The organism is Modestobacter sp. KNN46-3, from assembly GCF_011039295.1.
In genome coordinates this window covers 1-14,141 of sequence record NZ_JAAKGN010000134.1, presented here as the reverse complement: position 1 = coordinate 14,141, position 14,141 = coordinate 1, and the positions used below count along the sequence as shown (strand labels likewise).

At 74.6% G+C, this 14,141-nt stretch carries 14 protein-coding genes; 4 read left to right on the top strand and 10 right to left on the bottom strand.

The window, feature by feature from the left end:
• Both G5C62_RS20940 and G5C62_RS20935 read right to left on the bottom strand, forming a co-directional pair.
• Positions 1-454 (bottom strand): PfkB family carbohydrate kinase (locus G5C62_RS20940; RefSeq protein ID WP_241176043.1); only part of this gene is annotated, 454 nt, incomplete at its 3' end.
• A gap of 32 nt (positions 455-486) precedes the next feature.
• Positions 487-984: a DUF6328 family protein gene (locus G5C62_RS20935; protein WP_164702539.1), complete on the bottom strand. Its 498-nt coding sequence runs from the start codon at positions 982-984 to the stop codon at positions 487-489.
• A gap of 49 nt (positions 985-1,033) precedes the next feature.
• Here G5C62_RS20935 and G5C62_RS20930 point away from each other — a divergent pair, with 49 nt between their 5' ends.
• The 3 genes from G5C62_RS20930 to G5C62_RS20920 are packed head-to-tail and all read left to right on the top strand — an operon-like array spanning position 1,034 to position 3,216.
• The gene (locus G5C62_RS20930) at positions 1,034-1,387 is read left to right on the top strand and encodes a DUF3140 domain-containing protein (protein WP_164702537.1); all 354 of its coding nucleotides are present in this window, start codon (positions 1,034-1,036) and stop codon (positions 1,385-1,387) included.
• A gap of 10 nt (positions 1,388-1,397) precedes the next feature.
• The gene (locus G5C62_RS20925) at positions 1,398-2,144 is read left to right on the top strand and encodes a bifunctional 2-polyprenyl-6-hydroxyphenol methylase/3-demethylubiquinol 3-O-methyltransferase UbiG (protein WP_241176042.1); all 747 of its coding nucleotides are present in this window, start codon (positions 1,398-1,400) and stop codon (positions 2,142-2,144) included.
• Between the two features lie 43 nt (positions 2,145-2,187).
• Positions 2,188-3,216 (top strand): type III polyketide synthase, encoded by a 1,029-nt coding sequence (locus G5C62_RS20920; RefSeq protein ID WP_164702535.1) that lies wholly within the window; start codon positions 2,188-2,190, stop codon positions 3,214-3,216.
• A 42-nt stretch (positions 3,217-3,258) separates the two neighbouring features.
• Here G5C62_RS20920 and dhaM read toward each other — a convergent pair whose 3' ends face one another.
• From dhaM to dhaK, 3 genes are read right to left on the bottom strand one after another with little or no spacing between them, the layout of a single operon-like run.
• The gene (dhaM, locus tag G5C62_RS20915) at positions 3,259-3,669 is read right to left on the bottom strand and encodes a dihydroxyacetone kinase phosphoryl donor subunit DhaM (protein ID WP_206330767.1); all 411 of its coding nucleotides are present in this window, start codon (positions 3,667-3,669) and stop codon (positions 3,259-3,261) included.
• Positions 3,670-3,671: 2 nt separating this feature from the next.
• Positions 3,672-4,301 carry a dihydroxyacetone kinase subunit DhaL gene (gene dhaL / locus G5C62_RS20910; protein ID WP_206330766.1) on the bottom strand — a complete coding sequence of 210 codons (630 nt, stop codon included), beginning with the start codon at positions 4,299-4,301 and terminating at the stop codon, positions 3,672-3,674.
• A gap of 2 nt (positions 4,302-4,303) precedes the next feature.
• A complete protein-coding gene (gene dhaK / locus G5C62_RS20905; RefSeq protein ID WP_164702534.1) occupies positions 4,304-5,305 on the bottom strand; it encodes a dihydroxyacetone kinase subunit DhaK in 1,002 nt (333 codons plus the stop codon).
• A gap of 235 nt (positions 5,306-5,540) precedes the next feature.
• Here dhaK and fdhA point away from each other — a divergent pair, with 235 nt between their 5' ends.
• On the top strand, positions 5,541-6,767 hold the full coding sequence (fdhA, locus tag G5C62_RS20900) for a formaldehyde dehydrogenase, glutathione-independent (protein ID WP_164702532.1): 1,227 nt from the start codon (positions 5,541-5,543) through the stop codon (positions 6,765-6,767).
• 52 nt (positions 6,768-6,819) lie between these two features.
• Here the strand turns inward: fdhA and G5C62_RS20895 are convergent, their stop codons facing one another.
• The 5 genes from G5C62_RS20895 to G5C62_RS20875 form a co-directional block, all read right to left on the bottom strand.
• Entirely contained in the window at positions 6,820-8,166 is a 1,347-nt protein-coding gene (locus G5C62_RS20895) for a glutamine synthetase family protein (RefSeq protein WP_164702530.1), read from the bottom strand.
• Positions 8,163-9,926, bottom strand: coding sequence for an IucA/IucC family siderophore biosynthesis protein (locus G5C62_RS20890; protein WP_164702529.1), 1,764 nt, complete (start codon positions 9,924-9,926; stop codon positions 8,163-8,165). The genes G5C62_RS20895 and G5C62_RS20890 overlap by 4 nt, the downstream gene beginning before the upstream one ends.
• Positions 9,910-11,175, bottom strand: coding sequence for an MFS transporter (locus tag G5C62_RS20885; protein WP_164702528.1), 1,266 nt, complete (start codon positions 11,173-11,175; stop codon positions 9,910-9,912). Before G5C62_RS20885 ends, G5C62_RS20890 begins: the two co-directional genes overlap by 17 nt.
• Positions 11,172-12,452, bottom strand: coding sequence for a lysine N(6)-hydroxylase/L-ornithine N(5)-oxygenase family protein (locus G5C62_RS20880; protein ID WP_164702526.1), 1,281 nt, complete (start codon positions 12,450-12,452; stop codon positions 11,172-11,174). Before G5C62_RS20880 ends, G5C62_RS20885 begins: the two co-directional genes overlap by 4 nt.
• Positions 12,449-14,141: IucA/IucC family siderophore biosynthesis protein (locus G5C62_RS20875; protein WP_206330765.1), on the bottom strand; the 1,693-nt coding region annotated here is incomplete at its 5' end. The genes G5C62_RS20880 and G5C62_RS20875, both read right to left, overlap by 4 nt.

Sequence of the window (14,141 nt, the reverse complement as noted above, 5' to 3'; positions counted from 1 at the left end):
GGGTGGCGGCGGCCGCGGCCCGGACCGTGTCCAGCGGGGTCTCCAGCTGGAGCAGCAGCACGCCTGCGCGGTGCACCGACTCCACGTCGACGTCCGCCGGGGTCAGCTCGGCGTTGGCGCCGGGCACCACCACGATCAGGTTCTCCCCGCCGTCCGCCTCCACCGGGATCGTCGCCGTCCCGGTGGGCACGCCCTCGGTGCGGTGCACCCGGCCCACGTTGACCCGCGCGTCGGCGAGTGCGGCGAGCTGCCGGCCGGCGGCCGGGTCGGTGCCGACCCGGCCGACCATGTGCACCCCGGTGCCCAGCCGGCCGGCCGCGGCGGCCTGGTTGGCGCCCTTGCCCCCGGGCAGGACGGCGACCGATGAGCCGATGACGGTCTCCCCGCGGCCGGGCAGCCGGTCGACGGTCACCACGACGTCCTCGTTGAGGCTCCCCACCACGGTCACGGACACGGCGCGCTCCCGGTGATCAACACCCGGCCAGCCTAGGAGGGCCGCTCGGTCCGCCGCCGCAGCGGCAGCAGGTACCAGGTGGTCAGCCCGACGACGCCGATCGCCGCGCACACCGCGATCGCCGGCCATCGGCCGAGGACCACGTCCAGCACGAGCAGCACCGCACTGACGACGCCGACCAGGAGGAGGCCGAGGCCGATCATCAGCGACCGGTCGGCGAACTGGACGATCGCCGCCTTCTGCCGCCGCCGGAACAGCATCCGGTGGAAGGAGACCGGGGCGATGAGGACGACGGTGGCCAGGCCGGTGCTGGTCATGGTGACCGAGTAGACCGCCGTCCCGAAGACGCCCAGGTCGGCGAAGCGCGCCTGGAACGGCAGGGTCAGCAGGAAGGCGAAGAGGACCTGGACGGCGGTGATCGCCACCCGGATCTCCTGCAGCACCTCGTTGACGTTGCGGTCCAGCACCTGGTCGAGCGTCTCGCCACGAGCCAGTGCAGACCGCTCCGCGTCGAACAGTTTCTCCGCCACCCACCTGCGGTACCGCAGGCGCAGTCGATCAACACCCGGGAGACGCCCCATGCCCCAGCACCAGGCCGAGGACGCCGACGCCGTCCGCCGTGAGTTCGGCGAGGCGGTGAACATGACCCCCGGCGAGCTGGAGGAGTGGCTGGCCACCGAGGAGTCGCAGTCGGTGGGGCAGAAGAGCAGCGGGTCGGCAGAGTCCACCGGCCACGAGTCGGGTCGGCGGATCGTGCAGCTGCTGCGCACGAAGAAGGCCGACCTCACCGACGACGACCTGGCGCACATGCGCAAGGTGCACGGCTACGTGCAGCGGCACCTGGCGCAGGAGCCTGCCAAGGAGGACGTCGAGACGTCGAAGTGGCGGTGGTCGCTGATGAACTGGGGCCACGACCCGCTCAAGGGCAAGTAGCGTCCGCGGCGTGCAGCGCAACGACCCGGCGCAGTACGACCAGCTGGCCGACCAGTGGTGGGACCCGCGCGGGGGCTTCGCGATGCTCCAGTGGATCGCCGCCTCGCGGGCCGGTCACGTGCCACCGGCGTCGACACCCGGTGCGGTCCTGGTCGACCTGGCCTGCGGTGGTGGCCTGATGGCCCCGCACGTGCAGCGGCTGGGGTACCGGCACGTCGGGGTCGACATCGGCCTCCCCGGGCTGCAGGTCGCCCGCCGGCACGGCGTCGGGGTCGTGCGCGGGTCGGTGCTCGCCGTCCCGCTCGCCGACGGGTGTGCCGACGTCGTGACCGCCGGGGAGATCCTCGAGCACGTCGAGGACCCCGGGCAGGTGCTCGCCGAGAGCGCCCGGCTGCTCAAGCCGGGTGGCCTGCTGGTCATCGACTCGATCGCGGCCACCCGGCTCGCCCCGCTGGTGGCCGTCCGGATCGCCGAGCGGATGCCCGGCGGGCCGCCGCCGGGCATCCACGACCCGGCGCTGTTCGTCGACCGGCGGGCGCTGCTGGCCACCGCGGACCGGCTGGGGCTGGACCTCCGGTTGGTCGGTCTGCGCCCGTCGGTGCGCGACCTGGTCGCCTGGCGGCGGGGGCGACGGGACACCGTGCGGATGCGCACCATGCCCTGGACCGGGATCTTGTTCGCCGGCTCGGCGACCAAGCGTGCAGAGCCCGGCGCCGAGCGGCGGACGCCGGGCTCCGCACGTACCGTCGGGTCATGAGCGTCTGCGGTCCCGCCACCCCCCACGCGCCGGGAACGGCCTGGTGAGCGCCGCCGTCATCACCGGATCGGGTCGGGCACTGCCGGCGCGGTACGAGCAGGGCGAGGTCTGGGACGGCTACTTCGCCGAGAAGTACGCCGGGCTGCGGGCCGCCGAGCGGGTGTTCCACGCCGCCGGCGTGCGGAGCCGGCACGCGGTGGTCAACCCCGTCGACGAGGACGTCTCGCAGTGGGGCACCGGGGCCCGCATGGAGCGTTACGTCACGGAGGGCCTGCCGCTGGGGAAGCAGGCCGTCGCCACGGCGCTGGACGCCGCCGGGCTGGCTCCCGGGGACGTCGGGCAGTTCGCCGTCGCCACCTGCACCGGGTACGCCACCCCGGGGCTGGACATCCGGCTCTCCAGTGACCTGGGCATGCCGCTGGGGTTGCAGCGGCTGCTCGTCGGCCACATGGGCTGCTACGCGGCGCTGCCCGGGCTGGCTGCGGTCACCGACTTCGTCACCGCACGTTCCCGGCCGGCCGTGCTGCTGTGCCTGGAGCTGACCAGCCTGCACGTGCAGCCGGCCGTCGCCGACCTGGAGCAGGTCGTCACCCACGCGCTGTTCAGCGACGCCGCGGCCGCGGTCGTCGTCGAACCCGCCGCGCGACGGGGCCGGCGGGTCGCCGGGATGGTGGCGCGCACCGACCACGCCACCGCCGACCACATGACCTGGGACGTCACCGACCTCGGTTTCCGGATGGGCCTGTCCCCCCGGGTGCCCGACGTGCTCGCCCGGCACGTCGGCGGCGTGGTCGAGGAGCTGCTCACCGAGGCCGGCCTGCGGGTCGAGGACGTCGCGGGCTGGGCCGTGCACCCGGGCGGGCCGCGGATCCTGGACGTCGTCCGGGACGAGCTCGGGCTCGCCGAGGAGCAGATGACCCCCTCGCGCCGGGTGCTCGCCGAGCACGGCAACTGCTCCTCGGCGACCGTGCTCCTGGTGCTCGACGAGCTCGGGGACGTCGACGGCCCGGTGGTCGCGATGGCCTTCGGCCCCGGCCTGACCCTCTACGCCACCCTGCTGCTCCCCGCCTGAGGCCCCGGCCGGCCGAGTCGACCGGAGGCTCAGGCCCGCCCTTCAGCTCAGGTGGGCCTGCTTGGGGGCCAGGCCGCGCAGTGCCTCGGCGGCCACCCGGTCCCGGTCGGCGCCGCCGGCGGCGACGACCGCCGCACCGACCAGGCCCTCGACCAGCGGGGCAGCGCTGAGCACCACTCGCGACCGGACGTCGTCGTCCAGCAGCTCCAGCGCCGTCTCGGCCGACATGACCGCGCTGCCCAGGTCCATCAGCACGACCACGCCGTCGCCGGTGTCCGCGGTCGTGATCGCGGTGGAGACGGCGACGGCGTCGGTGCCCAGCCCGCCGTCATCGGTGCCGGCGGCCACCTCGATGGCCAGGGTCGAGTTCGGCAGCATCTGCCGGGCCAGCTCGACCGCGGCCTCGGCCAGCGGCCGGCTGTGCGAGACGACGACGATGCCCACGGCGGCCACGGTCAGCTCCCCGGCAGGGTCGTCGCGGCGGCCTCGACCAGCAGCACCGCCGACGCGGCCCCCGGGTCGACGTGGCCCGCGCTGCGCTCGCCCAGGTAGCTGGCCCGGCCCTTGCGGGCGACCAGCGGCGTGACCGAGTCGCGCCCCTTCGCGGCGGCGTCGGCGGCGGCTCGCAGCGCGGCGTCCAGCTCCTGCCCGGCCTCCACCGCCGCGGTGAGGGCGTCGGCCGCGGGCAGCAGCGCGTCGACCATCGTCTTGTCCTCCAGTTCGGCCTTGCCGCGGGCGACGACGCCCTCGACCCCGGCTCGGAACGCAGCGGCGAAGGCAGCCGGGGAGCCGTCGTCCAGGGCGCCGGACATCCGGAGGAAGAGCGTCCCGTACAGCGGGCCGCTGGTGCCCCCGACCTTGCTGATCATGGTCATCGCGACCGTCTTCAGCAGCGCGGCGGCGTCGGCCGGCGGGGTGGCGTCGAGGGCGGCGACGGCCGCGGTCATCCCGCGGTGCATGTTCGTGCCGTGGTCGGCGTCGCCGATGGCCGAGTCGAGCTCGGTGAGCTCCTCGCGGTGCTCGGTGACGGCGCGGGCGTACTCGCGCACCCAGGCCCCGAGGGCGTCGGTGTCCAGCGCGGCCACGGTCAGACCCCCCACCGCAGCGCAGGGGTGCACACCGGCGCGTCCCAGAGCCGGATCAGCTCGTCGTCGACCTGGAGCAGCGTCACCGAGCAACCGGCCATCTCCAGGCTGGTCATGTACGAGCCGACCAGCGAGCGGGCCACCGTCACGCCGGCCTTGGCCAGCACCGCCTGCACCTCGGCGTAGACCACGTAGAGCTCGAGCAGCGGCGTCCCGCCCATCCCGTTGACGAAGGCGAGCACCCCGTCGCCGCCGGTGAAGTCCAGGTCGGCCAGCACCGGCTCCAGCAGCATCTCGGCGACCTCCCGGGCCGGGGCGACCGGGACCCGGCGGCGGCCGGGCTCGCCGTGGATGCCCACGCCCAGCTCCATCTCCCCCGCGGGCAGGTCGAAGGTGGGCTTGCCGGCGGACGGCACGGTGCAGGAGGTCAGCGCCATGCCCATGCTGCGGCCCTGTCCGTTGACCCGGCGGGCCACCTCGGCGACCTCGGCCAGCGGACGGCCCTCCTCGGCGGCGGCGCCGGCCAGCTTCTCCACCAGCACGGTGACGCCCACGCCGCGCCGGCCGGCGGTGTACAGGCTGTCCTGGACGGCGACGTCGTCGTCGGTGACGACGGCGACCACCTCGGTGCCGGACTCCGCGGCCACCAGCTCGGCGGCCATCTCGAAGTTCATGACGTCGCCGGTGTAGTTCTTCACGATGTGGAGCACGCCGGCACCCGCGTCGACGCCCTGGGTCGCGGCGACCATCTGGTCCGGGACGGGGGAAGTGAACACCTCGCCGGCGCAGGCGGCGTCGAGCATGCCGAGCCCGACGAACCCACCGTGCAGCGGCTCGTGGCCGGAGCCGCCTCCGGAGACGAGCCCGACCTTCCCCGCCACCGGGGCGTCTCCGCGGAAGACGACCCGGTGCTCGGCGTCGATCCGCAGCTCGGGGTGGGCGGCGGCCATGCCGCGCAGGGCGTCGTCGACGACGTCTGCCGGGTCGTTGATGAGCTTCTTCATCGCAGGCTCCTGATCGAGAGGGGGCGAGCGAACCGTAGGAGTGGTGCTGCTCTCAGGGCAAACCCCTCCCGGTCCGCATGGTCGCACCGGCCAGGTGGGGACTGTGCACCAATTCGTGATCTGGAGCACACTCGGGCTCACATGCTCTCCGCTGCATGCACGACGAGGAGTCGGGCGCGGGAGGGCGGCACGACCCAGGACCCGCTTCACCCCCCCAGGACAGAGGAGCTCCCAGATGGCTGGCAACAGAGGCGTTGCGTACATCGAGCCCGGCAAGGTCGAGGTGCACGAGACCGACTACCCGAAGCTGGAACTGCAGGACGGTCCGGGGGTGAACCCGGCCAACGTGGGGCGCAAGCTGAACCACGGGGTGATCCTCAAGGTGGTCACCACCAACATCTGCGGCAGCGACCAGCACATGGTCCGCGGCCGGACGACGGCGCCGCCGAACCTGGTGCTCGGCCACGAGATCCTCGGCGAGGTCGTGGAGAAGGGGTCCGACGTCGAGTTCATCGAGGTCGGCGACCTCTGCTCGGTGCCGTTCAACATCGCCTGCGGGCGCTGTCGGAACTGCAAGGAGGGCAAGACCGGGATCTGTCTGAACGTCAACCCGGCACGTCCCGGTGCGGCCTACGGGTACGTGGACATGGGCGGTTGGGTCGGCGGGCAGGCCGAGTACGTGACGGTGCCCTACGCCGACTGGAACCTGCTGAAGTTCCCGAACAAGGACCAGGCCATGGAGAAGATCCTGGACCTGACCATGCTCTCGGACATCTTCCCGACCGGCTTCCACGGGGCGGTCACCGCCGGGGTGAAGCCCGGCTCGACCGTCTACATCGCCGGAGCCGGCCCGGTGGGGCTCGCGGCGGCCGTCGGCGCCCAGCTGCTGGGCGCGTCGGTGGTGATCGTCGCCGACCTCGTCGAGCAGCGGCTGGCCCAGGCGCGCAGCTTCGGATGCGAGACCGTCGACGTGTCCAAGGGCTCGCCGCAGGACCAGATCGAGCAGATCCTGGGCGAGCCACAGGTGGACGCCGCCGTCGACGCGGTGGGCTTCGAGGCCCGTGGCCACGGCGAGGGAGCGGGCAAGGAGGCGCCGGCGACGGTGCTGAACTCGCTGATGGAGGTCACCGCGGCCGGCGGCGCCATCGGCATCCCGGGGCTCTACGTCACCGGTGACCCCGGGGGCATCGACGAGGCGGCCAAGGTCGGCTCGCTGTCCCTCAGCCTGGGCACCGGCTGGGCGAAGTCGCTGTCCTTCACCACCGGGCAGTGCCCGGTGATGCGCTACAACCTCGGCCTGATGAAGGCGATCCTCCACGACAAGGTGCAGATCGCGAAGGCGGTCAACGCCACGGTGATCTCGCTGGACGAGGCCCCGAAGGGGTACCAGGAGTTCGACTCGGGTGCCGCGAAGAAGTACGTCATCGACCCGCACGGGTTGGTGGGGAAGAAGTCCGCCTGAGCGGTGACCGGCCCGGGGCGTCCGCTCCGGGCCGGCGTCACTAGGGGTCACGTCACCGACGCTCGAAGTTTCGGGCACGTTCCCAGTCGGTGACGGTTCGTGAATAGGCGGCCCACTCCGCGCGGGCCGTGGCGACGAGGGCGTCGACGACGCCGTCCCCGAGGCCCTTGCGGGCGATTTCGCTGCGGTCGAGGAGGTCGGCGGCCTCGGCCAGGGAGGTCGGCAGGGTCGGCGCCTCCGGCCCGGGTGCGCCCCGCACCGGTTCCGCCAGCGGTAGGTCCGTCTCGATGCCGTGCCGGGCGGCGAGCAGCACCGCGGCCAGGGCCAGGTGGGGATCGGCGTCACCACCCGGGACACGGTGTTCGATGCGCAGCGACGGGCCCGAGCCGACCAGGCGCAGGGCCGCCAGCCGGTTGTCCGGCCCCCACGCGACCGAAGTGGGGGCGAAGGCCCCGGGGCTCAACCGCTTGTAGGCGTTGACCGTGGGGGCGAACAGCAGGGTCAGTTCCCGGAGACAGGCGAGCTGGCCGGCGAGGACCCGGCGCAGCAGCGGGGACTCCCCGTGGGGGCCATCGCCGGCCAGAACGGGTGTGCCGTCGGCGCCCCGGAGGCTGACGTGCAGGTGGCAGGAGTTGCCCTCTGCGGCGTCGTACTTGGGCATGAAGGTCAAGGCCATGCCCTCCTGTGCGGCGATCTGCTTGGCCGCCGTCTTGTAGAACGCGGCCGAGTCGGCGGCGGCGAGGGCATCGTCGTAGCGGAAAACAATCTCGTACTGGCCCGGAGCGCACTCGCCACGTGCCGACTCGAGTCGCAGCCCGGCGGAGACGGTCTCCCGACGCAGCCGGCGGGTGAGCGCGTCCATGCGCTCCAACCCGACCAAGGCGTAGTCGACGCCGCTACGGGTGGCGGGAGTGAGCCGGGACCACCCGGCAGCCTCGGCGGCCGCGTAGGACTCGGTGAAGACCCGGAACTCCAGTTCCACCCCGGCCAGGGGGGCCAGCCCGTGCGCGGCCAGCGCCTCGACCTGCGTCCGCAGGACCTGCCGAGGGGCGACCTGGACCGGTCTGCCGTCGGGGTGGCGGGCGTCCGCGAGCACCAGGACGGTTCCGGCGTCCCAGGGCAGCGGTCGCAGCGTGGCCAGGTCCGGCACCAGGACCATGTCGCCGTAGCCGGTGCCCTCGGGATCGAGCTCCGCCGAGGGCGCAGTGACGACCATGTCGACGTCCGTGGTGAGCAGATAGGTGCAGGCGCCGAAGCCGTCGGTGACAGTGGTGTCCAGGAAGTGCCGGGCCGACAGTCGGGTGCCCTGCAGTCGGCCGGCGAGGTCGGGCAGCGCCAGGACGACCTCGTCGACCCGGCCGGCGTCGACCTGGGCACGCAGCTCCTCGAGGGTGGTCACGCCGGGACCTCCGCGGGGACGGCGGACAGCGGGTTGGGCGCGAAGCCGTGCACGACATCGGGAGCGGCGTCGCGGTCGGCACGGTCGTGGAACCCGCCCCCGGTCAGGTGCTCCCGGTTGAGCGCGACCCGCTCGACCTCGGGGACGAGGAGGCCCAGGGCGTCGAAGGCCTCGGCGAGGTCGGGATGGCCCGCCCGCCAGGTCAGCAAGGACTCCCGCACGAGGGCCCAGAAGGCGTCCTCCGGAACGCCCAGATGGTCCTCGGCCACGCCGGCGAGGAAGCGGAAGTGCCCGGCGAAGACGGCGCTGGTGATGGTGTGCGCCATCTCCTGGGCCGGCCAGCGCACCAGCACCCGGTCGGCCCGCTCGGACAGCCCCGGGTAGTCGCGACCGGGCAGCAGCGTGACGTCCTCGGCGAAGTCCTTGACCAGGACCCGCACCGGCACGTCGTCGGTCCCGTAGACGACCACGGTGTTCTCGCCGTGCGGGCAGAAGGCCACGCCGTGGCGGGTGAGGCACAGCAGCAGCCCCGGCAGCAGCGCCTCGCACAGCCGGGCCAGCCAGTCCTGCGGGGCGAGGCCGGAGCGGGCGACGAGCTCGGTCAGGACGGCTCCCCCCGCGGGGTCGACGTGCAGCAGGGCCGCGAGCGACCGCGCCCGTTCCCCCGGCCGCAGGTGGGCGGCGACCGGCTCGCGCCACACCGCACCGAGCAGCTCCCGATAGCGGTAGGGCACGTCGTCGACCTCGTCGTAGAGGTCGTGGGAGACGACTACGCTGGCGACTTCCCCGAGCAGCCCCAGCCCGGTGGCCCGCAGCTCGGGATCCCCGGCCGGCAGGGTCGCCAGCCAGGCGCTGACGTCCGGGGCGGCCGCGGTCGCGCGGGTACCGAGCCCCCGCCACACGAGGGTGTTGCGCATCATCAGCGGCGTCTTGACGTCCCGGTGGCCGGGGGCGACCAGCGTGCGCACCGACTGGACCGGCCGGTAGGCCGCCGGTGCCTCGCCGAGCGGCACCAGCCGCCGGTCGGCCAGGTACCGGGCGAACAGGGGGCGCACGACGGTCTCGTCCTGGAAGGGGTGCACGGGCAGCCAGACGTAGGCGGCCGGGTCGACGCCGTGGCCGGCGAGCGTGGCGGCGAAGGCCTGCCGGGTCGTCGGGTCGAGCTCCTCGGTGAGCAGCCGTGCCTGGTCGAGCCCGGGCACGGCCTGGAAGCCGGCGACGGAGCGGTGCGCGGCGTACCACCGGAGACGGATCGTGCTGCGGGACTCGGGTGCGTACCGGTCCAGGTCGGCGGCGTCGAACCCCAGTCGGCCCTTATTGAGCACCAGCACCGGGTGACCGGTCAGGTGCTGCTCCAGCTCGGCGTAGGGGAGTTCGGCCAGCGCCGCGGCCGGCCGGCCGTCGGCGAGCAGCCGGGCCTCGGCGGCGTGCGTCGCGGTCAGCTCGCGCACCACCTCGGCGGTGGTCGGACCGTCGAGGTCGAGCGCCGGGCGGGCGTCGAGCAGGAAGCGCACCGGGTCGAGCGCGGGCCGGTCACCGCGGAGGATGCTGCGGGGGTCGATCCGCCAGGTGCCGAAACCGCCCCGGCGGCCGCGGAAGCGGTGGACCGGCGCTCCCGGGAGTTCCAGCCGCCACCTCCCCGGTCCGTCGGGGACGGGGGTGAGCAGCTGCTCGTAGGACAGCTCGGCCAGGGCCTTGGCCACCAGGCGCCGCCCGGCGTCCTGCCAGGTCGGATCGGGGACGTCAGTGGGTGGGTTCATTCCGGACCTCCGGGACGGGGACGTGTTCGAGGACGACGGGATCAGCTGGGTGAGCGGCGGACGGGGGCGCGCCGTACCGGAGGCGTGTGGACACCAGCGCGGCCGCCGCCATGAGGACCGCGGCGACGGCCAGGGGCGCGGGCAGCGCGACCGCCGCCGTGGCGGTGGCGAGCAGCGGTGCGGCCAGCAGGGCGCCTGAGCGTGCGGTCTCCACGGCGGTGAAGCCGGGTCCGTCGGTGCCGACCGCGGCGAAGACCCGCAGGTCCACGGCGACCACGAGCAGCCCCAGTCCGAGGCCGAGAGTCACCCGTCCGACGGCGAGCGCGGTCAGCGCGGCCGGGCCCGCCGCGCCGCTGAGCGCCTGCAGCGCCAGCCCGCCGGCGGCCACCACCGCGCCGGCCGGCAGCAGCCGGCCGCCCAGGCGCCGGGCCAGCGGCCGCGCCGCAGGCAGGACGGACAGTGCGGCCAGGGCAGGCAGCAGGAAGAGGACGGCGGCCGCGGTCAGCGAGCCCCCCCCGCGGAGCACCAGCTCGGTGAAGAAGGGGCGGGGCACGGCGGTGCCGAGGTCGACCAGGACGGCCAGCGCGGCCACCCCGAGCAGCGCCCCGGCGGGCAGTCGCCGCCGGACGGCGTCCTCCACGGGTCCGGACCCGACCTCGTCGGCCGGCACCGGCACCGGCACCGGCACCGCGGCCCGGCGCTGGGCGACCACTCGCCAGACCGCGACGGCGAGCAACAGGTCGGCGACCGCGAAGGCCGCCAGCCCGAGCCGAGGTTGCGGCAGCGCCACCACGCCGGCGCCGACCAGCGTGGCCAGGACGGAGGCGGCGTGGAAGACCGCGGCGTAGACGACGATCCCCGACAGCCGGTCGCCGCCCCGCCCGCGGTCGGCCACCGCCACCAGCGCCGGATAGGCCAGCACCATGGAGCTCCCGGTGGCCACCACCCCGGCGGACAGGGCTGTGAACACCGCGAGGGACGGCGCCAGCGCGAGCCCGAGGTCGAACACCGCCGAGCCCAGCAGTCCGGCCACCAGCAGGTGCGGCAGCGACCATCGGCGGGCCGCGAGCCCCCACAGCGGCAGGGCCGCCAGCCCGGCGACCCGGCAGACGGTGAGGTAGGTGCCGGTGGCGGCGAGCTCCTCCACGCCGAAGAGTGCGTGCAGCAGCAGCGGCCAGTAGGGCGTCAACGCCGTCTCGGCGACCAGTTGGAACGCGACGACCAGCGCGAGGACCAGCCGGGGCCTCACGGCGCGCCGAAGGTGGTGAACGCCCCCTGCTGCGGGACGTCGACCAGCGGGCGACCCGTGACCGCGCCGAGGATGGTCGCGCTGCGCCAGGCGCCCAGCCCCAGGTCGGGTGCGCCGACGCCGTGGGTGTGCGTCTCCGCGTTCTGCACGTACAGCCCGCCCGGGCAGCGCAGGGCCACCCGGTGATCGGCGTCAACCCGGTACCGGCCCCGCCCGTCGAGGTCCATCAGCGGGAGCAACGGGCCGAGCAGCGCCGGCCGCCGGGCGGCGTAGCCGGTCGCCAGCACGACGGCGTCGGTGGGCACGGCGAAAGCGCGGTCCTGCTGCACCTGCCGGCAGTCCAGGACGTAGCCGTCGCCCTCTGCGCGGGCCGCCTCGACGGCCACGGCCGGTTGCAGCACCGCGTCGACCTGCCGCCCCCCGACCGTGCGTTCGTAGAGCAGGTCGTAGAGCTCGGCGATCGTGGTCGCGCTGATGCCCTTGTACAGCTGCCACTGCGCCGGCAGCAGCGCGTCCCGCGTCGCCTCGGGCAAGCCACGGAAGTAGCTGGAGTAGTCCGGGGTGAAGTGCTCCAGTCCGAGCTTGGAGTACTCCATGGGCGCGAAGGCCGGCGTGCGGGTCAGCCAGCGCAGCCGCGAGCCGGTCTGCCCCTGGGCGCGCAGCAGGTCCAGAAAGACCTCTGCGCCGGACTGCCCGGACCCCACCACGGTCACCGACCCGGCCTCGAGCAGGGCCGGCCGGGCGTCGAGGTACTGGCCGGCGTGCACCACGCGCTTGCCCAGTAGCTGCGCGAACGGCGCGGGAACGACCGGCTCGGTGCCCACCCCCAGGACGACGTTGCGGGCGCGCAGGGTGCTGCGGCGCGACGTGGCGCTGTCGGTGATCGAAGCCACGAAGGCCTCGCCGTCCCACTCCACCGCGTCCACGCGCCGGCCGAACCGGCAGCTGGGCAAGGACTCGGCGACCCAGCGCAGGTAGTCGTCGTACTCCGTGCGCGGCACCTGGAACCGCTCGGCGAGGTAGAAGCGGAACAACCGGCCCTGCGCTCGGAGGTAGGCCAGGTAGGACCACCGACTGGTCGGGTCCACCAGGGTCACCAGGTCGGCGAGGAACGGCACCTGCAGCGTCGCACCCTCGAGGAGCAGCCCCGGGTGCCATGACATGGCCGGCCGTTGGTCGAGGAAGACGGCGTCGAGGTCATCGACCCCGTCGGCGAGAGCGGCCAGCGAGAGCCCGAAGGGCCCCAAACCGATCCCGAGCAGGTCGTGGGTGGTCACGGTCGCACCTCTCTGAGCGGGTTGGGCACCTGCACGTACACCGACTGGGCGGCGACGGGACCGTCGAGCTCGTCTCGGCCGGAGACCCCGGTGAGCAGGTTGGCCTTGACCGGGAGCCGGTCCCCCTCAAGCAGCAGCGCGGCGGCCGGGGACGGATGCGGCCCGGCCAGGTGGTCGCGGAGCACGTCCGCCAGCACGCCGAGCAGGTCCGGCTCGTCGGCGAGCCCCGCGCCGGCGAGGGCGGCGGCGCAGCCGATCAGGTTGTTGACCCCGAGGTAGTAGACGACCCGGTCGGTGACCAGCGCGTCGTCGAACACCAGGCCGGCGTCCTGGGCGATCCCGGGCAGCAGGACCTCCAGTTCCGGCACGTGGGAGGCGGCGGCGTACCAGCCCTGATTGTCCCGGTACCAGCCGCGGTCGGGCAGCCCGTCGCAGTCCAGCCCGACGAGCACGTTCTGCAGGTGCGCTTCCAGGCCGATCCCGCAGCGGCCGTGCAGCCACAGCAGGGGCGTGGCGACGGCGTCCAGCCACCGGCGGTACCAGAGCGCCGCCGCCCGGGGCACCGACAGGCCGGTCCTCGTCGCGAGCGCGCGCACCAGGTCGGCGGCCGGGGGGCGCCCCCGGTCGGGGCGGGCGTCGACGAGGGCACCGGCGCAGGCCACCCGGTCGGCCGCCCGGAAGGGCTGCTCGCGGACCACCGTGTCCAGTCCGACCGGCCCGTCGGGTCCGTCGACCCCCACCCAGGCCGGGTCGCGGACCAGCCCGAAGTGCGGGTGCGCTGCGGCCAGCGCGGCGCCCAGACCGGCATCGACCAGCTCGGCGGTGCGCACGCCGAGCCGCAGCTCACTGCGCAGGTTCTCCCGGCGGCTGTTGGTCACCCGCAGCCCGAGGCTGAGCTTGAGCATCACCGGCGCGTCCGGGCGGGCGACGGTGCGCAGCGAGGAGGTGGCCCACCACAGGGGCCCGGCGGGGCCCAGGTCAACCAGGTCGCCGCGCCCCAGGAGGACCGCCGCACCGGGGCGCGCCGCCAGCCGCGCGGCCTGCCACGGGTGGGCCGGGACCGGGACGAACCCCGCCGGCACCTCGAGGTCGCCGGCCAGCTCCCGGAGCAGGGCGGGGACCTCGCCGATGACGCTGCCGCTCGCCAGGAACTCCCGCCGGGCGGCGAACCAGTGCAGCGGGAAGCGTCCCCGGGCCTCGGGGGCGTAGGCGGCGTCCTCGGCGTCGGGGAGGCCGTCGCGGCTCTTGGTCATCGGGTGCCACGGGTGCCCGGCCAGCAGCCCCTGCTCGGCGGCCAGCCATGGCGGCAGGCCGGTCGGCGGCTCGGGGTCCGTGGCCCGGAGCACTGCGTACCCCGCGGCCCGGTCGGCGGACTCGGTGATCCGGGCGCGGGCGTCCTCGCCGTGGCCGGCGGGCAGGTCCGCGCGGGCGGCGGCCTCAGCGGTGAGCCACCCGGCGACCGTGTCGACGTCGAGGGCGACTCCGTCGGGTGCGGTGACCGCGCCCAGGTCGTGGCGTCCGCTGGGGGAGCGGCGGACGACGTCGACCACGAGGGCTCGCCCGGTGGCCGGGAGCGCCACGTGCACGGGGCCGGGACCAGGCACCGGGGTGTCGGTCTCCCGCAGCCAGCAGCGCACCAGCACGGCAAGGGCCTCGGTCCGGGCCTGCCGGGCGGGGGAGGGTGGGACG